Origin of the sequence: Halosolutus gelatinilyticus, assembly GCF_023028105.1 — an archaeon.
Taxonomy (GTDB): domain Archaea; phylum Halobacteriota; class Halobacteria; order Halobacteriales; family Natrialbaceae; genus Halosolutus; species Halosolutus gelatinilyticus.
This window is the reverse complement of the sequence record NZ_CP095491.1, coordinates 1,777,316-1,800,201: the sequence shown is the minus strand read 5'-3', so window position 1 is coordinate 1,800,201 and position 22,886 is coordinate 1,777,316. Positions and strand designations below refer to the sequence as shown.

25 protein-coding genes are annotated in these 22,886 nt (G+C 65.4%); 11 read left to right on the top strand and 14 right to left on the bottom strand.

Annotated elements, in window-relative coordinates; translation table 11 throughout:
- Positions 1-218: 218 nt before the first annotated feature.
- The 9 genes from MUH00_RS08955 to gap form a co-directional block, all read right to left on the bottom strand.
- A complete protein-coding gene (locus MUH00_RS08955; protein WP_247003751.1) occupies positions 219-974 on the bottom strand; it encodes a protein-L-isoaspartate O-methyltransferase family protein in 756 nt (251 codons plus the stop codon).
- Positions 975-1,078: 104 nt separating this feature from the next.
- Positions 1,079-2,569 (bottom strand): fluoroquinolone export ABC transporter permease subunit, encoded by a 1,491-nt coding sequence (locus MUH00_RS08950; RefSeq protein ID WP_247003750.1) that lies wholly within the window; start codon positions 2,567-2,569, stop codon positions 1,079-1,081.
- A gap of 25 nt (positions 2,570-2,594) precedes the next feature.
- On the bottom strand, positions 2,595-3,449 hold the full coding sequence (locus MUH00_RS08945) for an ABC transporter ATP-binding protein (protein ID WP_247003749.1): 855 nt from the start codon (positions 3,447-3,449) through the stop codon (positions 2,595-2,597).
- A 61-nt stretch (positions 3,450-3,510) separates the two neighbouring features.
- The gene (locus MUH00_RS08940) at positions 3,511-4,164 is read right to left on the bottom strand and encodes a protein-L-isoaspartate(D-aspartate) O-methyltransferase (protein ID WP_247003934.1); all 654 of its coding nucleotides are present in this window, start codon (positions 4,162-4,164) and stop codon (positions 3,511-3,513) included.
- Between the two features lie 614 nt (positions 4,165-4,778).
- Positions 4,779-5,432 (bottom strand): HVO_0476 family zinc finger protein, encoded by a 654-nt coding sequence (locus tag MUH00_RS08935; protein ID WP_247003748.1) that lies wholly within the window; start codon positions 5,430-5,432, stop codon positions 4,779-4,781.
- 44 nt (positions 5,433-5,476) lie between these two features.
- The gene (locus MUH00_RS08930; RefSeq protein ID WP_247003747.1) at positions 5,477-6,058 is read right to left on the bottom strand and encodes an LURP-one-related/scramblase family protein; all 582 of its coding nucleotides are present in this window, start codon (positions 6,056-6,058) and stop codon (positions 5,477-5,479) included.
- A gap of 289 nt (positions 6,059-6,347) precedes the next feature.
- Positions 6,348-7,298: an aminopeptidase gene (locus MUH00_RS08925; protein ID WP_247003746.1), complete on the bottom strand. Its 951-nt coding sequence runs from the start codon at positions 7,296-7,298 to the stop codon at positions 6,348-6,350.
- A gap of 119 nt (positions 7,299-7,417) precedes the next feature.
- Positions 7,418-8,635 (bottom strand): phosphoglycerate kinase, encoded by a 1,218-nt coding sequence (locus MUH00_RS08920; RefSeq protein WP_247003745.1) that lies wholly within the window; start codon positions 8,633-8,635, stop codon positions 7,418-7,420.
- A gap of 49 nt (positions 8,636-8,684) precedes the next feature.
- Entirely contained in the window at positions 8,685-9,758 is a 1,074-nt protein-coding gene (gene gap, locus MUH00_RS08915; protein WP_247003744.1) for a type I glyceraldehyde-3-phosphate dehydrogenase, read from the bottom strand.
- A gap of 288 nt (positions 9,759-10,046) precedes the next feature.
- Here gap and MUH00_RS08910 point away from each other — a divergent pair, with 288 nt between their 5' ends.
- On the top strand, positions 10,047-11,114 hold the full coding sequence (locus MUH00_RS08910) for a type II glyceraldehyde-3-phosphate dehydrogenase (RefSeq protein WP_247003743.1): 1,068 nt from the start codon (positions 10,047-10,049) through the stop codon (positions 11,112-11,114).
- A gap of 116 nt (positions 11,115-11,230) precedes the next feature.
- Complete coding sequence (locus MUH00_RS08905) at positions 11,231-11,629, top strand: Hsp20/alpha crystallin family protein (protein WP_247003742.1); 399 nt, start codon at positions 11,231-11,233, stop codon at positions 11,627-11,629.
- A 45-nt stretch (positions 11,630-11,674) separates the two neighbouring features.
- Here MUH00_RS08905 and MUH00_RS08900 read toward each other — a convergent pair whose 3' ends face one another.
- The 3 genes from MUH00_RS08900 to MUH00_RS08890 all read right to left on the bottom strand — a co-directional run bounded on the left by MUH00_RS08900 (position 11,675) and on the right by MUH00_RS08890 (position 13,770).
- On the bottom strand, positions 11,675-12,547 hold the full coding sequence (locus MUH00_RS08900; RefSeq protein WP_247003741.1) for an ATP-grasp domain-containing protein: 873 nt from the start codon (positions 12,545-12,547) through the stop codon (positions 11,675-11,677).
- A gap of 277 nt (positions 12,548-12,824) precedes the next feature.
- A complete protein-coding gene (locus tag MUH00_RS08895; protein ID WP_247003740.1) occupies positions 12,825-13,355 on the bottom strand; it encodes a 50S ribosomal protein L16 in 531 nt (176 codons plus the stop codon).
- 184 nt (positions 13,356-13,539) lie between these two features.
- A complete protein-coding gene (locus MUH00_RS08890; RefSeq protein WP_247003739.1) occupies positions 13,540-13,770 on the bottom strand; it encodes a MarR family transcriptional regulator in 231 nt (76 codons plus the stop codon).
- A gap of 533 nt (positions 13,771-14,303) precedes the next feature.
- On the opposite strand from MUH00_RS08890, the gene MUH00_RS08885 reads away from it, so the two are divergent.
- The 4 genes from MUH00_RS08885 to MUH00_RS08870 all read left to right on the top strand — a co-directional run bounded on the left by MUH00_RS08885 (position 14,304) and on the right by MUH00_RS08870 (position 18,005).
- Positions 14,304-15,482 (top strand): CBS domain-containing protein, encoded by a 1,179-nt coding sequence (locus MUH00_RS08885; RefSeq protein ID WP_247003738.1) that lies wholly within the window; start codon positions 14,304-14,306, stop codon positions 15,480-15,482.
- Between the two features lie 148 nt (positions 15,483-15,630).
- Entirely contained in the window at positions 15,631-16,638 is a 1,008-nt protein-coding gene (locus MUH00_RS08880) for an ABC transporter ATP-binding protein (RefSeq protein WP_247003737.1), read from the top strand.
- Positions 16,638-17,432: an ABC transporter permease gene (locus MUH00_RS08875; protein ID WP_247003736.1), complete on the top strand. Its 795-nt coding sequence runs from the start codon at positions 16,638-16,640 to the stop codon at positions 17,430-17,432. The genes MUH00_RS08880 and MUH00_RS08875 overlap by 1 nt, the downstream gene beginning before the upstream one ends.
- A gap of 78 nt (positions 17,433-17,510) precedes the next feature.
- Positions 17,511-18,005: a magnetosome magnetite crystal formation protein family gene (locus MUH00_RS08870; protein WP_247003735.1), complete on the top strand. Its 495-nt coding sequence runs from the start codon at positions 17,511-17,513 to the stop codon at positions 18,003-18,005.
- A 21-nt stretch (positions 18,006-18,026) separates the two neighbouring features.
- Here MUH00_RS08870 and MUH00_RS08865 read toward each other — a convergent pair whose 3' ends face one another.
- Entirely contained in the window at positions 18,027-19,040 is a 1,014-nt protein-coding gene (locus MUH00_RS08865) for an NADP-dependent oxidoreductase (protein WP_247003734.1), read from the bottom strand.
- Positions 19,041-19,222: 182 nt separating this feature from the next.
- On the opposite strand from MUH00_RS08865, the gene MUH00_RS08860 reads away from it, so the two are divergent.
- Positions 19,223-19,927: a carbonic anhydrase gene (locus MUH00_RS08860; RefSeq protein WP_247003733.1), complete on the top strand. Its 705-nt coding sequence runs from the start codon at positions 19,223-19,225 to the stop codon at positions 19,925-19,927.
- A 179-nt stretch (positions 19,928-20,106) separates the two neighbouring features.
- On the opposite strand, the gene MUH00_RS08855 is transcribed toward MUH00_RS08860, so the two are convergent.
- On the bottom strand, positions 20,107-20,301 hold the full coding sequence (locus tag MUH00_RS08855; protein ID WP_247003732.1) for a hypothetical protein: 195 nt from the start codon (positions 20,299-20,301) through the stop codon (positions 20,107-20,109).
- 118 nt (positions 20,302-20,419) lie between these two features.
- Here MUH00_RS08855 and MUH00_RS08850 point away from each other — a divergent pair, with 118 nt between their 5' ends.
- The 4 genes from MUH00_RS08850 to MUH00_RS08835 all read left to right on the top strand — a co-directional run bounded on the left by MUH00_RS08850 (position 20,420) and on the right by MUH00_RS08835 (position 22,878).
- A complete protein-coding gene (locus MUH00_RS08850) occupies positions 20,420-20,638 on the top strand; it encodes a hypothetical protein (protein WP_247003932.1) in 219 nt (72 codons plus the stop codon).
- Between the two features lie 117 nt (positions 20,639-20,755).
- Positions 20,756-20,950 (top strand): cold-shock protein, encoded by a 195-nt coding sequence (locus tag MUH00_RS08845; RefSeq protein WP_247003731.1) that lies wholly within the window; start codon positions 20,756-20,758, stop codon positions 20,948-20,950.
- A 362-nt stretch (positions 20,951-21,312) separates the two neighbouring features.
- The gene (locus tag MUH00_RS08840; protein WP_247003730.1) at positions 21,313-21,678 is read left to right on the top strand and encodes a cupin domain-containing protein; all 366 of its coding nucleotides are present in this window, start codon (positions 21,313-21,315) and stop codon (positions 21,676-21,678) included.
- 84 nt (positions 21,679-21,762) lie between these two features.
- A complete protein-coding gene (locus MUH00_RS08835) occupies positions 21,763-22,878 on the top strand; it encodes a FecCD family ABC transporter permease (protein ID WP_247003729.1) in 1,116 nt (371 codons plus the stop codon).
- The last annotated feature ends 8 nt before the right edge of the window (positions 22,879-22,886 follow it).

Here is a 22,886-nt window from a genome sequence, read left to right as displayed (position 1 = left end):
ATATTTAACCCACATCAGTCCATACGAGTATCTGGCGATCTGAGATAGACTGTCGCCACCCCCAATCCCCCACCCCCATTTCCCTACTCTAACGATTTCGAGAGACGTCACCGCGACTTCCGTACCGGAGCCGCCTCGATCGTTTCAGTGAACTCGACGATTAGCGGAGCGGTCCGCTCTCGAGTCCGTCTCGGTCCCGCTTTCGGGCCGATCGGCTCTCACCGCGATCGCGAGCCGACCGTCTCGTCCCACTCGATCCACTCCTGCTCCCAGCCGCGGCGGGATTCGGCGCGTCGACGGGCGTGTTCCCGGTCCTCGCGTGCCGTTCGATTTCGTTCGACGGCCCCCGACTGTTCGCCCTCGACCAGCAGGGGATCGAACGAAACTGCGGCGAACGTCTCCGTCTCGCCCGTCGGCGACACCGCCGCCAGCCGCTGGCAGTTCGTCCCGCGGGGAAAGACGAGTCGTCCGTCGTCGGTCAACTGATCGAGCAGCGCTCGCGGGGGTTCGACCGCGGCGGCTTCGAGCAGGATCCGATCGAACGGAGCGTACTCCGGGAGCCCGTTCGCCCCGTCGCGACAGTCGACCAGGACGCCCTCGTATCCCGCATCCGCGAGGTTGCGCCGCGCTTCGATCACGAGCGGCCGGGAGATGTCGATGGCGTGGACGTTCGTTTCGCCGACCCGTTCGGCGACGACGGCGGCCGTGTAGCCGACTCCGGCGCCGACGATCAGCACCGTTTCGTCGCCCTCGATCGAGAGCGCTTCGAGAAGTTGCGCGGCCGTACTCGGGGACAGGACGCGCGTCCCGAGAACTTCGTGCTCGCGATCGGCGTAGGCCGTTCGCTCGTCGCCGACAAACTCGTGGCGAGGGACGTCGCGCATCGCCACTGCGAGGGCCTCGTCCGCGAGGACTTCCTTCGGCGGGGATTCGAGCCCGTCGACCATGTCCTCGCGCAGTACCGCGGGATCCATACCTGGGATATCCCGTCGGACGTATTCAAACACGCGCTTGCGCTCCACCAGGTGTGCATTCGCCGACCCCGCGTCGATCCTCGCGAGCGGATCCGCCCGTTCGGTCACTCGGCTCGCCGGACGAACGCCCGATCGAGGACGGCGAGCACGATCAGGTACGAGCCGGCGCCGACGAGCAGATACAGCGGCCACTCGGACGCCCCGGCCGCGCCGGCGACGAACGCCTTCACCGGCCAGTAGGCGGGGACGGCTCCCGCGACGAACTGGAGCGGAGTCGGGACGACCGCGACGGCGACGACGGGTGCGAGCACGAGCAGATTGAGGAGTTTGCTGAGCGCGACCCCCTCGACGGTGTTCGACGCGATGGCCCCGAACGCCAGGGCGATCGCCGGACCGCCGAGCGCGGCGACGGCGGCCGTACCGACCAGGACCGTTGGCGACGCCGACACCAGCCCGACCGCGGCCAGGGCCGGAGCGGTCGCGGCGAGGCTCAGGACGTACGCCGTCGCCCCGCGGTACAGCAGATAACCGCGAGGCGAGAGCGGGCTGACGCGGTAGGCGGCGAGCACCCCCTGCTCGCGGTCCTCGAGGACGAACATGCCGACGACGAAGCCGTAGATCGACGGGCCGAAGACGGCGAGCGAGCCGGCGATCGCGGGATAGTACGGTTCGAGGGCGATCGTCGGCGCGGCCAGTTCGGCGACGGTCGGCGCAGCCGCTCGAATCACTATCGCGAGCGCGAACGGGCCGGTCGCCGCGACGACCAGCATCGGATCCCGGAACCAGTTGCGGAGGTCCGCGAGCGCCAGCGCGACCGCCGGAGCGCGGTCGTCGGTCGCGGCTCGATCGCGCTCCATCCGTCGTTCCCGGACCTCGCCGCGTCCGAGTTGGACTCCCGGATCGCCGCCGCGAACGATGTGCCGGCGGAACGCGCGCCGCGCCCACTGGTAGGCGACGACGTTCGCGGACAGGAGGTAGGCGAGGGCGTACGCGAACTGCCACGCCGGCAACGATCGAAAGCCGCCCTCGACGAGGAGCAGCGTCGGCTGGGCCGGCAGCAGGTAGAACAGGCGCGTCTCGAACAGGCCGACGGCGCCGAACAGCGGCAGGAACGCGACCGTCCCCCAACCGACGGCGCTGATGAAGTACTCGTTCACCGAGTCGAACCGGGCGACCGCCACGAACCCGAGGAGGACGAACAGCGACGCCGAGAGCGCGACGCCGCCGAGCAGCGCGGTCGGATTCGACACCGAGCCGTGGCCGACGATCGCGACGGTCGTCGCGGCGGCGGTCGCGAGAAGCGAGAGCGTGAGGACCTTCGAAAGGAGGTAGCCGCGATCGCCCAACGGGGAGGTCACCAGCGCGTCCAGGACGCCGTCGTCCTTCTCGAACAGGACGAGCGACGCAATGAAGTAGAAGCCGAGCACCGTCGGGTCGGTCACGATCAGTAGGATCGCGGCGTCGGTCCGGAGGGGCGGGCCGATCGCCCGGAGGCCGACGACGAACGCGACGGTCAAGATCGCGTAGACCGCGTAGAACCCGTACCGGTACTGCAGGCGGACGTCCCACGCCAGCATCGCCCGGAGCGCGCTCACGGCGCGCCCTCCGGGGACCGCGGGATCACGCCAGTTCCGCCCCCGTCACGTCGATGAACACGTCCTCGAGGGTGGCCTCCTCGGTGTGAACGGTCTCGACCGTCCGCCGTCGCAGCAGGTCGTGGAACGCCTCGTCGTCGCCCAGTTCGGACAGGGGAAACCGCTCGCGTTCGAGCCGGCCGTTCGCCCGATACTCGACGCGGACGGTCGGCTCGCCGTGTTCGAGCTTCAGCGCCCGCGGCTGACCGACGACGGGGACGCGACCGTCCACGATGAACGCCACCCGATCGCACAGCCGATCCGCGACGGTCATGTCGTGGGTCGTCAGCACGACGGTCGTCCCCGCGTCGCGGCACTCGTCGACCAGCGAGGTCACCGCGCGGGCGGTCCCCGGGTCGATGCCGGCGGTCGGCTCGTCGAGGAAGACCAGGGGCGGATCGTGCAGCAGCGCCCGAACGACGTTCAGTCGCAGCTGCATACCCTTCGAGTAGGTGCCGACACGTTGGTCGGCCGCGTTCGCCAGTCCGACGCGCTCGAGCAACGCGTCGGGATCGCGGACCGCGCCGCCGTAGAGGGACGCGAACAGCTCGAGGTTCTCCCGCCCGGTCAGCTTCCGGTAGTGGTTCGGCGTCTCGGCGGAGACGCCGATGCGCTCGTACAGCTCGCGACCCCACTCGGGGACGGGACGATCGAACACGCGAACGTCGCCCGCGTAGTCGTCCAACAGCCCGGTCAGCACCTTCAGGGTCGTGCTCTTGCCGGCCCCGCTCGGGCCGAGAAAGCCGAAGATCTCGCCGCCCGAGACGTCGAAGTCGACCCCGCGGAGCGCCGGCTCGTCCGCTCCGGCGTACGTATACCGGAGGTCCCGGACGCGGATCATGGCCGATCGGTACGCAACTCGGCCTGAAATACGTGGCGGCGAAGCCTCGCGAACTGGGGCGCTATCGCATTCTGACGAACCGAACGCCGCCGTGTTCGGTCCGCTCGATCGATCCGTCCGCTCGTTTGTCGGCCTGGACGAGCGTCTGGAGGCCGGTTCCGATCGGCGCGAGCAGCCGACCGCCCGGCCGAACCTGCTCGACGACCGGGTCGGGAAATTCGGGCGCCGCGCAGGTGAAGTACGCGGCGTCGTACGGGGCGTGCTCGGGCCATCCCTCGCTGCCGTCGCCGGTTCGCACGGACACCTCGTCGTACCCCGTCTCCGCGAGCGTCTCGCGGGCGTCCGCCGCGAGTTCCGGACTGTACTCGACGGTGGAGACGCGCCCCGCCCCGACGAGTTCGGCCGTGACCGCGGCGTGATAGCCCCGGCCCGTCCCGATTTCGAGCACCTCGTTGCCGGGGTTGAGATCCAGTTCGTCGGCCATGATCGCGACCATGTGCGGCGCGCTGATCGTCTGCTCGTCTCCGATCGGCAGCGGGCGATCCGCGTAGGCGGCGTCCTGTCGCTCCGCCGGGACGAACTCGTGGCGCGGCACCGCTTCGAGCGCGTCGAGCACCCGATCGTCCTCCACGCGCGGGGCGACGGTCCGCACCATCCGCTCGCGGGCCTCCTCGTAGTCGTCGGGGCCGGAATCGGAGCCGAAGCGATCGAACACCATGATTGCGCCTCACTACTCCGTCGCACGCAATAGGCTGTTGGGCGCGAGTGCCGGCTAGTCGGTAGCCGTGCGATCGAAATTCGGATCTGTCCCTTCGTGAATACTCCACGAAAGCTCCTGGCGGACACGATCTGAATTATCGAGGGAGGACCGCTCAGCGCCGGCGTCGATCGCCGGATCGCGGATCGATTCTCTGCGAGGCCGAGGACGGTCAGATCCCAGTTTTCGAGCTCACAGGGAGTGACGCGCACCGCGATCTCCGCGGTTCCGATCCGCACGCGAAAAATATCGATCGCGCGATTCCCAGTCGCTGGGAGCGAGTTCGCCGATTAATGTGAACAGCGGTCTCACACTCTAATTGTCGCGTGCACCCCGGCGCGCGACCGAGACACGTACCTCAGGCCAGCTCAATCATTCATCACCCCACACCCCACCGCTGCACCGATTGACCCTGAGGCCCTCAGCCCACATCCATCTACCCCTCTGCGGCGTTCTTTCTTTCGTTCGTCTCATCGAATCCGATCGAGCGCGGCTGCGGTCGGACGCTCGCAGACCGACGCGGAACGTCCGCGTCACAAGCCGAAAAAAGCGGCCGAAAACGAATTTCGCGGCTACCAGGCCGACCAGGCGCTGCTCGTCTGATCGTAGGCGTAGACCCGTTTGGCGTCCTTCGCGACGATCGAGTCGCCGTCCATCTCGTAGCGATCGCGATCGTAACCGGTGGCGTCGCCGCGGACGACGAAGGCGTCGATCTCGAACTCGTCGTCGCCGAACGTCTCGGTGTCGCCGACCTCGAACTCGTAGTCGCCGGGGACGTACACGGTGACGCTCCGGCTGTCGTCGCGGGAGCCGTCCTTCGGGTGGACGGTGACGTTGACCGCGACGTTGTCGACCTCGCGGGTCCAGACGGTCTCGATCTCGTCGGCGGGCGCGGCCTCGGTTCGGCGGTGGCCGTCGAGTTCGAGGCTCGTCACGCGAACCGTCGAGAGCACCTCCTCGGTTTCCAGGATGAACTCGTCGCCGACCTCGACGACCTCGTCTTCGGGCGTGGTGACGTTCGCCGTGAACGATTCGCCCTCCTGGGAGACGACCACGTCGAGGGTGACCTCGCGACGGGTCTCGGGCTGGATCTTGTGGACGTGGCCGCACTCGCTGCAGCGAACGGTGAGCGCCCCGCCACCCTCCGTCAGCACCTCGTGGACCGTTTCGAGGTCCGGCGAGCACGACGGACAGGGCGTCGGAACGCGGTCCGGAATGTCGTTCATAGCACGTCGTAACGGCTACACACCTAAAAGGCGATTGAACCGGACTAGTTCCCCTGGATCGCGTCGATGACCATCGCCGCGGCCACGATGGGTTCTTTCGGGACGGTACTGGCGTCGTCGATGACGATCTCGTACCGATCCCGCAGGGAGAACTGACCGCTGATCGAGCCGACGTGACCGCCTTCCCGATCGGTGATCTCGTACTTGTGCGGGATCCAACCGCCGAACGGGACGACGTTCCGGGCCAGCGTCACCACCGCACCACGGGAGTTGATCTCGGCCAGTTTCTCCTCGGTGGTCGCATCGCGGACGATCCATGTGTCCTGAAAGAACGAGAAGTCGTTATCCAGGACGACGAGATCCTCCCCGGTCTGGGCGTCCGAGAGCACGTAGTTCCCGGCGACGTCGATGATGCCGCCCGCCTTCACGGTGAACACCTCGTTGCCGTCGCCGTCGACGAACGGGAACTCCTCTTTCATCTTGAACATCTTCTGTTTTCCTTGCAGAACGACGTCTCCCACGGCGTCGAGCGCCCGGTACTTGTTTCGGATGAGGCTCTGTTCGACCGTGTACCGATCGTCGGTGAGTTCGATCCCCTGAATGTCGTAGGCTCGCGTATCGCTCATCGCCCGGAACTCACACCAGCACTACTTGAAACCACTAGATTCCCACATGTCTATCGACGATCAAATCCCGCCGGGCTACGTCTCCGCCCCGAGAGCGAATCGCCCGTGTGGCTGTCAAGCGGGTGCGGTAGTTCTGACACCTCTCGAAACCGGCCGCGAGGTCGATCGGCGCCGGCCGGGCAGTTTCGCGCTGATCACGCTCGCGGAGGGTCCGCTTCCGCGCCTGCTTTCGGTTTCACCGCTCGCTCCACGGGGGATCGTAGATCTCTCCGGTTCGCGGCTTCGCCGCTCACTCTACACGCGGAAGTTCCACTTCCGCGCCGTCCGCATACACCGTCGGCTCTCTGACGATTCCGTCGAGGTGGATCGGCGCCTCGACGTCGCCGCCGATTCCCGCGTCGTCGCCGATCGCGATGTGAACGGTTCCGCCGGCTTTCTCGTCCAGCAGGACGGAGCCGACGAGTTCCGTGACGGCGACGTTGGTTCCGATTCCCAGTTCCGCGAGGTTGTAGGCTGCGTCGCCGACCTCCTCGGCCGCGTTCTCGATCGTCTCGCGGATGTCGTCGTCCGAGACGTCGGTGACGAGCCCGTCTTCGACCTGGAAGGAGAGCGTTTCGCCTTCGTCGAGTAATCCGTGGGGCATCATCGTCCCGTCGACGACGAACGTACCGGCGGCCGATTCGGGACTGACGAACACCTCGCCCGCGGGGAGGTTCGACATCACCCCCGACTCGTGGACGATTCCGGTGTCCGAGAGCCAGTCTCGATCGGCGACCGCGAAGGTGATGTCCGTCCCCGCGGGCGCCGTCACACGAACCTCCGCCGCGCCCTCGACCTGTTCGACGACGTCGCGGCAGTGAGCCGCGATCGACTCGTAGTCGGCGTCCAGCCCCGTCGTAAAGACGTCCTCGGTGATTCCCGGGAGCGTGGCGACGCGGGCACCCGCCTCGTTCGCCTCGGTTCGCGCGCGCGTGTGACTCAGGCTCTTCGACGTCGGCGCGAGGACGACGTCCGCGCCGGCCATCGCCGCCGCGACCGGCGCCGGCGGCTCTTCGCCGTGCGTGTTGCCCGGCGGGTACCGGACCACGACGGCGTCGTCCGTGATCTCGCTCGCGACCTCGTACAGCGCCTCGCCGATCGGCTCGCGCTCGTCGTCGGTTACGATCGCGCACGACTCATCGGGCAGGAGGTTCAGACACTGACGAACGGCCGTCTCGGCGGCGGGTCGAAGTTCGGACATACACGTACTGTGGCCCCAGCAGTCCGAAATGGTTTGCCATCCAGCGGTCGGAGCGGGTGACCGCCGCCGGAACGAACGACTCGATCCGTCGGTCAATCACCGCCGGCGGACGGCTGACGTCAGTCGTCCCGTTCCAGCACTTCGACGCCGACGAGCGGATCGCCGGTGAGCGCGCGGACGTACGCGCCGCCGGCGATCGACACGTGGCCGAAGTCGTCCTCGTCGAGGCCGTACATCTCGATCGCCCGAGAGGTGTCGCCGCCGCCGACGACGGAGAAGCAGTCGGTGTCGGCGATCGCCGAGAGCACCTCGACGGTGCCGTCGGCGAACCGTTCGTCCTCGAAGACGCCGAGGGCGCCCTTGACGAAGACGGCTTCCGAGTCGCGGACGAGGTCGGCGTACCGATCGGCCGTGTCGGAGCCGACGTCGAGGTAGGACGTCTCCTTCTCGATGTCCTCGACGGCTTGCTCGGCGCGCTCGCCGTCGTCGGTCTCGTAGGCGAGGTCGTCGGCGAGGAGTAGGCGATCGCCGTACTCGTCGAGGACGCGCTCGATCGTCTCCCGGTGATCGTCCCACTGGTGGTCGAAGAACTCGGTGCCCTCGACATCGTAGCCGACGTCGTGGCCGGCCGCGCGCAAGAAGAGTTCGCCGACGATGCCGCCGAGGCAGAACCGATCGACGGTGTCGTCGACCTTCTCGATGACCGGAATGAGGTCCTCTGCTTTCGTGCCGCCGAGGGCCATGGTAACGGTGCCGTCGAACTCGCGGTTCTGGATCGCCGAGTTCGCGGTGTACTCGGCTTCCATCACGCGACCCGCGTAGGCGTCCATAACCAGCGGGAAGCCGACGAGCGAGGCGTGCGATCGGTGGGCCGCCGAGTAGGCGTCGTTGACGTAGGCGTCGAACGCCGGCGCGAGCGCCTGTACGAACTCGGTCTCGGCTTTGACCTCGGGGTCCTCTTCGGGCAGTTCGTCGTCGCACATCCGGGTGTTTTCGAGGACCAGGACGTCGTCCGACTCGAGGTCGTCGATCGCCGCCAGGGCGTCCTCGCCGAACGTGTCGGCGACGAACCCGACGTCCCGATCGAGGTGCTCGGCCAGGATGTCGGCGTGTTGTTCGAGCGAGACGAACGTCTCCCGGCCCGGCCGGCCCTGGTGGGCGAGCACGGCGATCGCGTGATCGTCGCCGAGCAGTTCGGCGATCGTCTCGGCGTGGCGGGCGAACCGGCGGTTGTTCTGGACGGCGCCGTCTTCGACGGGCGCGTTGATGTCGATGCGGACGAGCAGGCGCTGGCCCGGCTCGAGGTCGTCGATGGTCTTGAACGTCGGTGGTGACATGGATAAACGGGTGCTGCGGAGTCGGTTAAAGGTTAAAAGAGTGAACGGCTCAGCGGGCGACGGCTTCCTCGGCGTCGACGTCGTCGGCCTCGGCGGCGACGTACCGTGCGAGGTCGAGCATCCGGTTCGAGAAGCCGAACTCGTTGTCGTACCAGGTCAGGACTTTCACGAGGCCGCCCTCGAGGACCATCGTCGAGTTCAGGTCGACGTACGAGGAGAACGGCAGGCCGACGATGTCCCGGGAGACGATCTCCTCGTCGGTGTAGCCGAGCACGCCGGCGAGTTCGCCGTCGGCCGCGCTGCGGAAGGCCTCCTTGAGCTCGTCCGCCGTGGCGTCGGCTTCGAGGTCGACGGTGAGGTCGGTGATCGAGCCGTTCGGAACGGGGACGCGCATCGCCATCCCGTCGAGTTTCCCCTCGAGCTGGGGGAGCACCTCGGTGGTGGCGATCGCGGCGCCGGTCGAGGTCGGGATGATGTTCTCGGCGGCGGCGCGGCCGCGACGGCGCTTGCTGCTTGGGCCGTCGATCAGGTTCTGCGTCCCGGTGTAGGCGTGGACGGTCGTCAGCAGGCCCGACTCGATGCCGAACTCCTCGTCGAGCACCTTGACGACCGGCGCGACGGAGTTCGTGGTGCAGGAGGCGTTCGAGACGACGTCCTCACCCTCGTACTCCTCGTGGTTGACGCCGTAGACGATCGTCGTGACGTCCTTCTCGCCTTTCGGCGGCGCCGAGATGATCACCTTGTCGGCGCCGGCTTCGAGGTGCTGGGCGGCGTCGTCGTACGTTCGAAAGAGGCCGGTCGCCTCGAAGGCGACGTCGACGTCGAGTTCGTCCCAGGGAAGCGCGGTTGGATTGCGCTCCGAAAGGAGCTGCACTTCCCGGTCCCCGATCGTGAGCGTGCTGCCGTCGCGGGAGACGTCGTCGACGCGGCCGTGTACCGAGTCGTATTTGAGCAGGTATTCCATATCGTCGTCGTCCATCACGTCGTTGATGGCGACGACTTCGACGTTGTCGTAGGAAAGTGACGCGCGAAGAACGTTTCGGCCGATCCGACCGAATCCGTTTAACCCGATCCGGAGCGGCTCCTCAGACGTTGAGCCACCGTCGTAGGAATGTTCACTCATGTTTGAGTAGTCGGCCGCCAGCGTTAAAACGGTTTCTTCATGCAAAACATTGATGACCGATGCGGATCGATCGTGCGTACTTCGAGGAGATCTTCAACTTCTGGTCGCAAAAACCACCGATATCAGTGCGCATAAACTACCATACCACACACATATAACCATGGTTTCTGTTCCACTCGTTAACACACCCCTATGCTCCGTTTTCACCCCAAATAACTCAATTTCGAGTAAACATCTATCAATTTTTTGCAAAAAGGTTATGCGCGTCGGCGGTGGATAAGGAGTCGTATGCTACGGGTCGGAGTAAACGGGTACGGAACCATCGGCAAACGGGTTGCGGACGCGATTCGAGCACAACCCGACATGGCGGTCCACGGCGTCGCCAAGGTCAGTCCGGACTACGTCGCCATCGGGGCGGTCGAGAACGGGTACGACGTCTACGCCGTCGACGAGGACCGTATCGACGGATTCCGCGAGATCGGCATCGATCCTGCCGGGACGATCGACGACCTGGTCGCCGAGAGCGACGTGATGATCGATGCCGCGCCGTCGGGCGTCGGCGCCGACAATCGCCCGCTGTACGAACGCCACGAGACCCCGGCGATCTTCCAGGGCGGCGAGGACGCGACCGCCGCGGAAGTGAGTTTCAACGCCCGCGTGAACTACGATGAGGCCGCCGACGCCGACTACGTCCGTGTCGTCTCGTGCAACACGACCGGGCTCTCGCGCTTTCTCGCCCCGCTTCACGAAACCTACGGCGTCGAGAAGGCCCGAGTGACGCTCGTCAGACGCGGCGGCGACCCCGCCCAGACCGGTCGCGGGCCGATCAACGACGCGGTTCCGGACCCGGTTTCGATCCCCTCGCACCACGGGCCCGACGTCCAGACCGTCCTCCCCGAGATCGACATCGACACGATCGGCCTGAAGGTGCCGACGACGATGATGCACGTCCACTCCGTCAACGTGACCCTCGAGAAGACGCCCGAGGACGCCGCCGAGGTCCGGGACCTCCTTCGCGCAGAGGATCGACTCCTCATGATTCCCGACTACGCCGCGATCGACGGCGCCGGGACCCTCAAGGACTTCGCGCTCGACGCCGGTCGGTCCCGCGGCGACATCTGGGAGAACTGCATCTGGGAGGAGTCGGTCACGCTCGAGGGACGCGATCTGTACTGCATGCAGGCGATCCACCAGGAATCCGACGTCGTCCCGGAGAACGTCGACGCGCTCCGGGCGCTCACCGGGCACCTCACGGGACCCGAGAGTCGAGCCATCACGAACGAAACGCTCGGTATCGACTTCGGTGGCCTTTGCGGCCGGGACGACCTGACCGCAGATCGGCAGACCGCGGACTAGCCGGCGGCTGCCGGCGTCGATCCGCTGGGAGTCGCGGACGCCGATCGGCGGTGACCGTCGATCGGTCGCCGAGGAGTCGGGGAAAGTTTTTGCATCTCCCCTTCTTATGCTCACGCATGCGCCGAGACGACCGCGACGAACCCTTCGACGACCTGTTTCGCGAGATCGAACGGATGATGAACGAGATGATGAGCGGGGCCGACAACGTCGAGTTCGATTCGGCGAGCGGCGTCGACAACGGCTTCGGCATGGACACCCACGTCACGATCCACGAGACGGACGACGAGGTCCGGGTCGTCGCGGACCTCCCCGGCGTCGAGAAGGACAACATCGAACTCGAGTGTGACGGCAAGACCCTGACCATCTCCGCCCACAGCGAGCACCGCCAGTACGACGAACGCGTCTCGCTGCCCAAGCGCGTCAACGAACACACCGCCTCCGCGACCTACAACAACGGCGTCCTCGAGGTCGTCTTCGAATCCGCGGAGCAGTCCTCGGGTATCAGCCTCGAGTAAGGAGTTGCGTCGCGGTCGAGGCCGACACCGTTCCCGTTTTGTCTCTCACCGATCCGTAGCCGCGCGTATCGCTGCCGCCAGCCGATCGTAGAAGTCCGGTTCGTACTTCGTCGCCTCGTCGATCGTCGGCCGCGCGTTCGTCTCGTTGACCACCGCGCGACCGTCGGTCACGAGCAGGTCGACGCCGAGGAAGGGAACATCGAGTTCCGCGGCGACAGATTCGGCCAGGTCGCGGTGCGCCGAAGGGAGGTCGACGCCCGTCGCCTCGGCGCCGCGGTGGACGTTGTGCTTCCACTGCCCGCTGCGAACCGCGTCGTCGGGAAGGCGTCGCTCCACGGCGCCGACGTACTCGCCCTCGAGTACCATCACCCGGTAGTCGGTCGCGTCGGGAAGGTACTCCTGGACGAGGAACGATCGGTCGGCGGTCGCCCGGTAGTCGTGGACCAGCGAGAGATAGTCACAGATTCCGAGAAACGAGTCGCGGTCGTGGGCCTTCGCGACGCCGACGCCGCGAGTCGTCGAGTTCGGTTTGACCACGACCGGCGGGTCGAACCGATCGAAGACCTCGGTCAGTTCAGCCTCGCCGACGTCGTTCGAGACGTACACCGACTCCGGGATCGGGAGGTCGGCCCGTCCGAGTCGAGCCAGCACCTCGGCCTTGTTCCGCGAGGTCAGGACGGTCTCGTGGTCGTTGAGCCACGGAATATCGAGCAAGGCGTCGGCGACGCCGCCCTCCATCAGCCGCCCCGGGTAGACGAACCCCGCGTCGTACTCGTCGGTCGACCACGGCGCGTCCTCGCCGAGCGGCATCACGCGCTCGCTCACGGGCACGTGGTGAACTCGGATGCCCCGATCGGCGAGCGGATCGCGCATCCGCCGGAACGTCTCCTTCTTGTTCGCGACCGCGAGATCGATCATACTTGAGAGTCGGGAATAGACGGGCAAAAAGGTACGCGGGAGGCGGACGGCGATCGAGTATGCGATACCTCGATTTGCAGTCGAATCGATAGCCGGGAGCGCGTCTCGAGCAGGTACGAGGGACGCGCGACCCGGAGAGGGCTGGATCTCACCGAATGGTGTCGCGAGTGAGCGAAGCGAACGAGTGGGCCGACGATCGATGTAAACGAGTGAACGAGCGACGAGAAGCGACGCTCAAGTGCAAGAGAACGGGGGAAGAGTGCTTTTAAACGGGATTTTACGCGATCAGCTGCTCTTCGCCCTTCTCGACCACGACCCGGCACGGCGGCGTGATCTTGTTGTAGGCGCGGCGGAACGCCTCCTTGGCGTGGTCTGCGTCGTCGACGTCGCACCAGACCGTGAAGATGCGGTCGCCGGCGTCGATGCGCGCGGCGGTGCCGACGATCTTCCCGAACGCCTGGCGCATCCCGTCGGAGACGCGGTCCGCACCCGCGCCAGTCGCCTGCTTGTTCTCCCGGATGACGTGGTGGGGGAACTTGCGCAGGATCATCTTGTAGTTGTTCTCGCCAGCGTTTTTCAGCATGTAGCGGTTAGCCGAGAGGCGAGCGGCTTCGAGCGAACCGTGACGGATCTGGACTTCCTCCTCGGTGACGAGGCTGATCTGGACGGGGTAGTCGTCGGGCTCGGCGCTGATGTCGCCCATCTTGTGCTGTGCGATCTTCGAGCCGGGAATGCCAGTAATGTACTCGCGGCGCGTATAGGCCGGCTTACTGATTTCCCGGTACATTGAGGCGGGTTTGTCAGCCATGGTTATGATTACTTACGAAAACGGAAGCCTACCGTGCGGATAAAGCCTTCGAAGCGCCGCGTCGCCGTGCGGACGGCCCGCACGGATAAAATCGCGATCCCGAACCGGGCTCGATCAGTCGAACGGACCGCTCGGTCCAAACCGATCGTCGCATGCCGTCACCGCGGGACGGCCATCGAAGCCGTTACGCGATCGGAACGTACTCGTCGCCGTCGCGCTCGATCAGTTCCTGACTCGAGAGCGACCGGAGGACGCTCAGAATTGCGATCTTCCGCATCGACAGTGTCCCCTTCAGGTCTTCGAGGGTCGCACCGCCGGTCGCGTCGAGGTAGAGGTAGACGAGCTTCCCCTGCGGGGAGTCGAGTTCCGTCGGCAATCGAAAGCGGCGGTCGGGCGCGAACTGTTGTGTCATCATCGTGTACCGAACGACCACGAGCTACAATATAACTCTATGTTGCAGTGGCTGGATACTGATTCAACAGTATAATCGTGATAATATGTATTGGTTCGGTTTACCAAGGTACGTTGACATAACACGAGACGCCCTGTGAGGGTCCTATCACCGATATAAAACCATTAGGAAATGCTATTCCCGACGGTCGTATCGCACGAGGGCTATTGGATACCTCGGTTAGTCGAAACGGGTTATCGGGCAAAGATCGGGAGTGACAGCCATTAACGATGATTAAGAGCGTGGCTGAGAGATTCCATATAAGGAATATAAGCAACAGTACGGAACTGAACGGGAGTTTCTCGAACAGCTACGGTTCGATCGCGAGATGAACGCCCCGTCCGACGACTGCGATCGCTCGCGATCGAGGCGATGACTAACGAGCCGAGAGGCCCATTTGCCTGGCGTGGCGGTTCGGATCGTCACATCGGCGTCGGAACTGGATCGATCGTTTCAGCGGCAGCGTACTTAAGGTCCACCCACCGTTAGCATTCGGCATGTTGAGGAGTTTCCGGATCGGGTCTCTATTCGGTATTCCGATCAAACTCGATCTGACGTTCTTGCTGGTGCTCCCGTTGTTCGCGTACCTCATCGGAAACCAGATTGGGGAAGTCGCAACGATCCTGAACGACGTTCTCGGCGCCGGCATCCAAACCGGTACGATCACTGGCGGCGCCACGCCGTGGATCCTCGGACTCGCCGCCGCGATCGGCCTGTTCGTCGGGGTCGTCCTCCACGAACTCGGTCACTCGCTGACCGCCCAACGGTACGGCTTTCCGATCGACTCCATCACGCTCTGGCTGTTCGGCGGCATCGCCGCGCTCTCGGAGATGCCCGAAGACTGGCGCCAGGAGTTCACCATCGCCGTCGCCGGCCCGATCGTCTCTGTGTTAGTCGGCGTCGGCTCGTACGCGCTCTTCCTGGCCACCCCCGAAAGCCTCGGGGGCGTGCGGTTCGTCCTCGGTTACCTCGCCGTGTTGAACGTCGCGCTGGCGATCTTCAACGTCATTCCGGCGTTTCCGATGGACGGCGGGCGGATCCTTCGGGCGTTTCTCGCGCGGAGCCAGCCCTACGCCCGGGCGACTCAGCAGGCCGCGAGCATCGGGAAACTGTTCGCCGTCTTCATGGGCCTGTTCGGCCTCTTCGCGTTCGACATCATCCTCATCGGCGTCGCCTTTTTCGTCTACATCGCCGCCTCCAGCGAGGCCCAGCAGGTGACGATGAAAGCCGCCTTCCAGGACGTCACCGTCTCGGACATCATGACGCCCGCCGAGCACCTCCGTACCGTCGACCCCGACACCTCGATCGCCGATCTGATTCAGCGGATGTTCACCGAGCGTCACACAGGGTATCCGGTCATCGAAGCAAGCGGGTTCAACGGCGAACGACTGGTCGGCCTCGTGACGCTCTCCGACGCCCGCGAGATCGATGCCGTCGAGCGCGACGCCTACACCGTCGAGGACGTGATGTCGACCGACCTGAAGACGATCTCGCCGGACTCGGACGCGATGACCGCGATCGAACGCATGCAGAGCGACGACATCGGTCGCCTGCTCGTCGTCGAGGACGGCGACCTCGTGGGCCTGATCTCCCGGACGGACCTGATGACCGCGTTCGACATCGTCCAGAAGAGCGGCGGGCTGAACATGGCTGCGCAACCGCAGACGGCGGACTGAAGGTACGATCGATCACGACTTTAGGTATCGCTCGTCGGTACGTCGATCGGGATCGATCGTCTCGGGTGGCGATCGCGTGTAACCGGAACGATCCCGTCGAGTGCCGCCAACAACATTCTTAACCGCGGTCGGGGCTGATTCCCGTCCGATGCCACCGGCCATCGAGACCGTCGACCTGGTGAAGGAATACGGCGATCTGCGCGCGCTTCAGGAGCTCTCGCTCACGGTCGAGGAAGGCGAGTTCTTCGGCCTGCTCGGCCCCAACGGGGCGGGCAAGACGACGTTCATCAACACGCTGGTGGGGCTGGTCCGCAAGACCGGCGGCGAGGCGCGGGTCTTCGGCTACGACGTCGAGGACGACTACCAGCAGGCCCGCGACGCGATCGGCCTGGCTCCACAGGAGTTCAACGTCGATCGATTCTTCCCCATCAAGGAGGTTCTGATGCACAAGGCGGGCTACCACGGCGTTTCCGAGGACGAGGCGGCCGATCGCGCCGACGAGGTGCTCAAGCGCGTCGGCATCTACGACAAGCGAAACGAACGCTTCGACTGGCTCTCCGGCGGAATGAAGCGGCGCCTGCTGCTCGCCCGGGCGCTCGTCACCGATCCCGACCTGCTCATCCTCGACGAGCCGACGGCGGGGGTCGACGTCCAGTTGCGCCACGACCTCTGGGAACTCGTGACCCAACTCAACGAGGAGGGGACGACGGTGCTCTTGACCACCCACTACATCGAGGAGGCCGAGCGGCTCTGCGATCGCGTCGCGATCCTCAACGAGGGGCGAAAAGTGACCGTGGCGACCCCGGACGAACTCAAGACCCGCGGCACCGACACGATCGACGTCCGTCTCGAATCGCCGCCGACGGTCGCGCCGGATCTCGGGCCGTACGCGCACGAAACCACGGTGTCCGACGATCGCCTCGAGGTCCGCGTCGACGACGGCGGCTCGACCGCACCGCGGCTGCTCAACGACCTGGAGGCGATGGGCCACGAGATCGTCGATCTCGAGATCTCCCGGACGTCGCTGGAAGAGATCTTCGTCGACCTCACCGAGCGCGAGGATCGCACGGTGACGCGATCGAACGCGAGCGACGGCGACGCCGCCGAGGAGTGGGTCGGCGATGAACGCGAGCGGGAGCAGGAGGGTGTCGCCTGATGTGGACCGTCGGCTTCCGGGCGCTCTTCCGGCGCGAGGTGTTGCGGTTCGTTCGCCGCCCCAAGAACACGTTCATGCCGCCGGCGATCACGAACGTGCTCTACTTCGCCGTCTTCGGGGTCGTCCTCGGCGGTCGGATCGATCGGATCGCTGGCTTCGATTACATCCTCTTCATCCTCCCGGGGCTGATCGTCCTCGGCGCGATCTCGAACGCCTTCGAGAACGCCTCGTTCTCGATCTTCCACGGCCGGTGGAACGAGTACATCCACGAGACGCTCACCTCGCCGCTGTCGTACCTCGAGATGGTCGTCGCCTACGTGGCCGCGAGCGCGGTCCGCGGACTGATCGTCGGCCTCATCATCGCCGTCGTCGGGCGGATCTTCGTCCCGATCAGCATCGAAAACGGACTGTTCCTCGTCGCGACGATGGTCGTTATCACCTCACTGTTCGCGGGACTAGGCATTATCGGCGGTCTAGTCGCGCGCGACTTCGACGATCTAACCGTCATGAACCAGTTCATCCTGCGCCCGCTGGTCTTCTTCGGCGCGGTGTTCTACTCGCTGACCATGCTCGATCCGATCTGGCAGGCCGTCTCGCTGGCGAACCCGATGGTCTACATGGTCGACAGCGTCCGGTACGGTCTGCTCGGCCACTCGGACATGCTCGAAATCGCCCCGGCGGCCTACGCCGAGTACGCCCCGCTGCTCTCGCTTTTCGTCCTCGCGACGCTCACCGCGATCGTGCTGGCGATCGACATCCACCTGTTCAAGACCGGGTACGGGCTGACGGACTAGAAATCGGGCGCCCGTGCCGACTCGAGTTGCGAAGCCGAACGCCGGGTGTTTACTGTCTCCGTGACGTGTTGCTTCGGTATGGAAACGGCAGATCACTGCTGGAACTGCGGGTCGAACGTCGAATCCGACTCGAACTACTGCGCCGAGTGCGGAGCGGAACTGGATCGAGAGCGGCGTTCGGAGCGCGACGTCGACGATCGAACGGGTGGATACGAGACCGGTGTCGACGGAACGGGCGACTACGTCGAAGACGAGTACGGTACGCACCGCAACGACACGATGTTCGCCGCGGCCACGCACCTGCTCGCGATCTTCACGTGGGTGATCGGCCCGCTGATCGTGCTCGTCGTCACCGAGGACGAGTTCGTCGACGCGAACGCGCGGACAGCGCTGAACTGGCAGATCATGTTCACTGTCTGGATGGTACTGTCGTTCGTTCTCGCGCTCGTCGTCGTCGGCATCATCGGCCTGCTGATCCTGCCGCTCATCAACATCGCCTTCTGCGTGGTCGCCGCGGTCAAGGCGAACGACGGCGAGGTCTGGCAGTATCCGCTCACGCCCGAGATCGTCTAGCGGCGAGAGCGGCAACCCGACTTACGACTCGTACTCGGCGACCTGCACGAGTTGCTTCCCGACGTTCTCACCCTCGAACAGGCCGAGGAACGCGTCGGGCGCGTTTTCGAATCCCTCGACGGCGGTCTCGCGGTAACGGATCTCGTCCTCGCGGACGAACGTCGAGAGCCGATCGAGGGCCTCGCCCCAGCGGCCGTCGTAGTCGCTGACCAGGAAGCCCTCGACGCGGGCGCGGGATTCGACGAGTTTGCCGAGCTTTCGCGGTCCGGTCGGGACTTCGGTCGCGTTGTACAGCGAGATCTGGCCACAGACCGCCACGCGCGATCGGACGTTCAGCAGGGGCCAGACGGCGTCCGTGATCGGGCCGCCGACGTTGTCGAAGTAGCCGTCGATCCCGTCGGGACAGGCCTCGGCCATCGCGGCCGAGAGGTCCTCGGTTTCGTAGTTGACCGCGGCGTCGAATCCGAGTTCGTCGGTGAGCCACTCGACCTTCGCGTCGCTACCGGCCGTCCCGACGACGCGTGCCCCGTTGAGCCGGGCGAGCTGGCCGGCGACGGAGCCGACCGCGCCCGCGGCCGCCGAGACGACGACCGTGTCGCCGGGAGTCGGGTCCGCGACGTCGAGCATTCCGAAGTAGGCGGTCACGCCGGGCATGCCGAGCACGCCGAGCGCCGTCGATACCGGGCCGCGATCGGGATCGACCGGCCGGAGTTCGTCGCCGTCCGCGACCGCGTGTTCGGCCCAGAGGAGGGTTCCCGTCACGACGTCGCCGGCCTCGAACTCGTCGTGGTTCGATTCGACCACCTGGCCGACGATCCCCGCCTGCATGGGATCGCCGACGTCCCACGGCTCCGCGTAGGACTCTGCGTCGCGCATTCGCCCGCGCATGTACGGATCGACCGACTGGTACAGCGTCTTCACGAGCACCTCGCCCGGTCCGGGCTCGGGCCGATCGACGGTCACCAGTTCGAAGTCGTCGCGGGACGGTTCGCCGACGGGACGGCTCGCGAGTCGCCACTGTCGCGTCTCTTCCATACGCAGGCAAGGCGAGCCGGGCAGGTCAACGTTGGTATCCCGGAAGCCGCGGGTCCCCGATCGGCGACTCGCGATCGTCACGCCGATCGGCCCCGACGGCGTCGGTCGCCCGCGATCGAGAACCGATCGCAAAGCCTGACCGAAAAGAAATTACTTTGACGGTGGTACGTGCCCGTTCTCGTATGGGATCGGACTCTGACGACGTACTGCACGCACTGCTCGCGGGGAACGACAGCCACGTAGAGGCGCTGGCCGACGGTCACTTCGCGGCGGTCCAGGCCGGACAGGAGCCCGACGTCGTGGCGATCTGCTGTTCGGACTCCCGCGTCCCGCAGGTGGGCATGTGGGACGTCGACGAGCCCGGGACGGTGTTCACGCCGAGCAACATCGGAAACCAGGTCTGGGACGAGGTCGACGGCGAGACGGTCGTCAACGGCGGCCTCGCGTATCCGATTTACCACGCCGACACCGACGCCATCGCCGTCGTTGGACACACCGGCTGCGGGGCCGTGACCGCCGCTTACCGGGTCGCGACCGGGGCCGATCGTCCCGGTCCGCGGGGCGTCGACAAGTGGGTCGACCTGCTCGTCCCGGTCGTCGAGGACGCCCTGTCGGGCGAGGCGATCGACGTCGACGCCGACGACGAGACGGTGATCAACCGACTCGTCGAGTACAACGTCGACCGACAGATCCGGTTCCTGCTGGAGTCGGACGAGATCGACGACGACGTCGACGTCTACGGCTTCGTCTACGACTTCCAGGGGATCTACGGCGACGACCACGGTCGCGCGTACCTCGTCAATCTGAACGGCGAGACCGAACCGGCGGCGATCGCCGCGTCAATCCCGGCGAAGTACGAGTCGGCGATTCGGCGCCTACTCGACTGAGTCTCTCGTCTGAAGCTACTCGACCGAATCTGTTCGATCGAGTCCGCCCGCCCGAGTAACTCACCCGAATCTGCTCGACCGGGTTCGCTCGGGCGAGAACGTCGGAACGCCCGCCGATCGACGTGGGGCGCAAAACAAGCGGACGGTTCGGGGCGGCTCGCCACGGCGATCGTCCCAACCTAGTACTCGGGGACGTTCTCGAAACACCGAGCGCACTTCGTGGCGCTCGAGTCGCTGATCGCTCGCTCGACGGAGATCAGCCGCAACTCGTCGTGAGAAACGTGAGACGTCGCTCCACAGTGCGTCCGGAAATCGGAGCTGCCGGCTTCGTACTTGTGAATCTCGTTCGTGGTTTCGTTCAGAACGCCGTCCATGAGTCTCGGTATCACGGCCCACCAGCATAACGTTATGGACCGAACCGATCGAGGAGGGCGGGCGCCGATTCGACCGCTCGTCGATGTTGTTTTGTCGGTCCCGACGAAAGCTATCGCCATGCGCGAGTACCTCGAGACCGACATCGGATTCTACTACGCGATCGGCGCGTTCACGATGGCGGTGTTTCTCGTCGGGCTCGTCGCGCTCGCGGTTATCAATCCCCGCGGCGTCGGCACGACCGAACTCGTCGGGCTCGTGGGCGGATTCTTCCTGTTCATGCTGGTGTATTTCATCTCGATAACCGTCCACCGCCTCGAGGAGAGTGAAGAGGTCTGAGCCAGCGTCTGTCACGATACGCCGGTGAACGCGGTTCGTGATGCGTCTGTCCGCCGGATTCAGGAAAAGAGACGAGTCGGAGGGTTTATCAGGATAGGGCGGCTCCCTTTAGAAGCAATGGCGAAAGGAACCGTTGATTTCTTCAACGACACTGGCGGCTACGGATTCATCGAGACTGAGGACGCGGACGACGACGTGTTCTTCCACATGGAAGACATCGGCGGCCCGGACCTAGAAGAAGGACAGGAACTCGAGTTCGACATCGAGCAGGCCCCCAAGGGCCCGCGCGCCAAGAACGTCGAGCGCCTGTAAGGCGGATTTCGTAGCGGTATCGGCACTTGACTGCAGTATTTTACACCGTCCAGCGGCGGCACCGTCGACGCCGACGGTCGCGACGCGATCGACCGGAAGGACGGCGTTCCGACACGATGATACGCCCCGTACGCGTACCATCCGTACCATGATCGTCCCCGCGATCGGCGTCCCCGAACTCACGGTCATCGCGTTCAACCTTCTCCTCTTCGTCGGATTCCTCGGCGGGCTCTGGTACGCCGGTTCGAGGATTCGACGCGCGCTGTAGCCGGCGTAGCGGAGGGTGCGGGATCGGGGACCGAGAGCCGAGGGCGGCCGCACCCCTCCGGGACAATTTTGGTGATCGATCGCCGAATAGGCGTATGACCGAGCCGCTGATCCGATCGGACACGGAGATCGAGTACGAAGCAGTCGACGCGGCCGACGGCCTCCGGAAGGGCGTCCTGATCGGCGATGAGCACGGCGCGCCGAACTTCGCGATCCGGCGGTTCGTCCTCGATTCCGGGGCCGAAGTGCCGAAACACACGAACGAGGTCGAACACGAGCAGTACGTCCTCGAGGGCGCATACACCGTCGGCATCGAAGACGAAGAGTACGACGTGGAAGCGGGCGACTCGCTGTTGATCCCTGCCGGCGCGGTCCACTGGTACCGCAACGACGGCGACGAGCAGGGCGCGTTCCTCTGTGCGGTCCCGAACGGCGACGACGCGATCGAACTGCTCGAGTAGCGCCAGTTCCCGTCCGATCGGCGTCGGTCGGTCGCAGGCGAGGATCGCAACTACTAAACGTTCTTTAGGCGGACCTAAATGTGAATGGCTGGATCGCACTCGGCCGGGACTGGGGCGCAAACGACCGCTCAGAAGCAAGAGAGCTGGCTCACCGGCACGCTAGTGGTGTTCTGTCTGGCGAGCACGATCGTTACGATCGTCGCCGGGCTCGTGCAGGTTAGTTTCGGGTCGTACTCGATGACGATCGCCGAAGCCTGGCGGGCGGTCGCGAATCCGGACGTGGTGTTCAACATCAAGGCTTGGAACGCGTTCCTGCTCGGGGGCGAACTCCCCGAGATGGATAGAAACAGTCTCATCGTCTGGAACATCCGGCTGCCGCGGGTGTTCGTCGCGATCATCGCCGGTGCGACGCTCGCCGTCTCCGGTGCGATCTTCCAGGCGGTGACGCGCAACGAACTGGCAAGCCCCTTCGTGCTGGGCGTGAGTTCCGGAGCCGGGTTCGCCGTGCTCGCGACGCTCGTCGTCTACAGCGGCCTCGCGCCGTTGCTCCCCTTCGTCGCCGCGCTGGGCGGAACGCTCGCGTTTCTGGTCGTCTACGCGATCGCCTGGAAGGGCGGGACGAGCCCCGTCCGACTCGTCCTCGCGGGCGTGATCGTCAACATGATCTTTCAGTCGCTCCAGCAGGGGCTTTTCTTCTTCGCCGACGACCTCGGCGTCGTCCAGACGGCGATCGCGTGGCTCACCGGTTCGCTCACGGGTACCGGCTGGGACGAGGTCCGGGTCGCGATCGTGCCTGCGATCCTGGCGATCCTGATCGCCCTCGCCGGCGCGCGACAGCTCAACGTCCTGTTGCTCGGCGAGCAAACCGCTCGATCGCTCGGCATGCGCGTCGAGCGGGTTCGGTTCTTCCTCTCGGCCGTCGCGATCCTGGCCGCCAGCGTCGCCATCTCCATCGCGGGCATCGTCAGCTTCTTCGGTCTCGTCGTGCCCCACATCGTGCGAAACACGCTCGGCGGCGACTACCGGCAGCTGATGATCGGCTGTCTGTTCGCCGGTCCGGCGCTGATGGTCGCGGCCGACGTCGGCGCGCGACTCGCACTCGGCGGCACACAGATACCGGTCGGCGTCGTCACCGGCCTGCTCGGCGGCCCGTACTTCCTCTATCTGATGCGCAAACAGCGATCGATGGGTGAACTCTGATGACGCGA

Coding starts and splice junctions, on each gene's coding strand:
- MUH00_RS08885 (WP_247003738.1), top strand. CDS start 14,304: ATGTTGAGGAGTTTCCGGATCGGGTCTCTATTCGGTATTCCGATCAAA.
- MUH00_RS08900 (WP_247003741.1), bottom strand. CDS start 12,547: ATGATCGATCTCGCGGTCGCGAACAAGAAGGAGACGTTCCGGCGGATG.
- MUH00_RS08920 (WP_247003745.1), bottom strand. CDS start 8,635: ATGTCACCACCGACGTTCAAGACCATCGACGACCTCGAGCCGGGCCAG.
- MUH00_RS08845 (WP_247003731.1), top strand. CDS start 20,756: ATGGCGAAAGGAACCGTTGATTTCTTCAACGACACTGGCGGCTACGGA.
- MUH00_RS08910 (WP_247003743.1), top strand. CDS start 10,047: ATGCTACGGGTCGGAGTAAACGGGTACGGAACCATCGGCAAACGGGTT.
- MUH00_RS08865 (WP_247003734.1), bottom strand. CDS start 19,040: ATGGAAGAGACGCGACAGTGGCGACTCGCGAGCCGTCCCGTCGGCGAA.
- MUH00_RS08850 (WP_247003932.1), top strand. CDS start 20,420: ATGCGCGAGTACCTCGAGACCGACATCGGATTCTACTACGCGATCGGC.
- MUH00_RS08870 (WP_247003735.1), top strand. CDS start 17,511: ATGGAAACGGCAGATCACTGCTGGAACTGCGGGTCGAACGTCGAATCC.
- MUH00_RS08955 (WP_247003751.1), bottom strand. CDS start 974: ATGGATCCCGCGGTACTGCGCGAGGACATGGTCGACGGGCTCGAATCC.
- MUH00_RS08905 (WP_247003742.1), top strand. CDS start 11,231: ATGCGCCGAGACGACCGCGACGAACCCTTCGACGACCTGTTTCGCGAG.
- MUH00_RS08930 (WP_247003747.1), bottom strand. CDS start 6,058: ATGAGCGATACGCGAGCCTACGACATTCAGGGGATCGAACTCACCGAC.
- MUH00_RS08880 (WP_247003737.1), top strand. CDS start 15,631: ATGCCACCGGCCATCGAGACCGTCGACCTGGTGAAGGAATACGGCGAT.
- MUH00_RS08855 (WP_247003732.1), bottom strand. CDS start 20,301: ATGGACGGCGTTCTGAACGAAACCACGAACGAGATTCACAAGTACGAA.
- MUH00_RS08875 (WP_247003736.1), top strand. CDS start 16,638: ATGTGGACCGTCGGCTTCCGGGCGCTCTTCCGGCGCGAGGTGTTGCGG.
- MUH00_RS08895 (WP_247003740.1), bottom strand. CDS start 13,355: ATGGCTGACAAACCCGCCTCAATGTACCGGGAAATCAGTAAGCCGGCC.
- gap (WP_247003744.1), bottom strand. CDS start 9,758: ATGAGTGAACATTCCTACGACGGTGGCTCAACGTCTGAGGAGCCGCTC.
- MUH00_RS08860 (WP_247003733.1), top strand. CDS start 19,223: ATGGGATCGGACTCTGACGACGTACTGCACGCACTGCTCGCGGGGAAC.
- MUH00_RS08890 (WP_247003739.1), bottom strand. CDS start 13,770: ATGATGACACAACAGTTCGCGCCCGACCGCCGCTTTCGATTGCCGACG.
- MUH00_RS08925 (WP_247003746.1), bottom strand. CDS start 7,298: ATGTCCGAACTTCGACCCGCCGCCGAGACGGCCGTTCGTCAGTGTCTG.
- MUH00_RS08835 (WP_247003729.1), top strand. CDS start 21,763: ATGGCTGGATCGCACTCGGCCGGGACTGGGGCGCAAACGACCGCTCAG.
- MUH00_RS08840 (WP_247003730.1), top strand. CDS start 21,313: ATGACCGAGCCGCTGATCCGATCGGACACGGAGATCGAGTACGAAGCA.
- MUH00_RS08945 (WP_247003749.1), bottom strand. CDS start 3,449: ATGATCCGCGTCCGGGACCTCCGGTATACGTACGCCGGAGCGGACGAG.
- MUH00_RS08935 (WP_247003748.1), bottom strand. CDS start 5,432: ATGAACGACATTCCGGACCGCGTTCCGACGCCCTGTCCGTCGTGCTCG.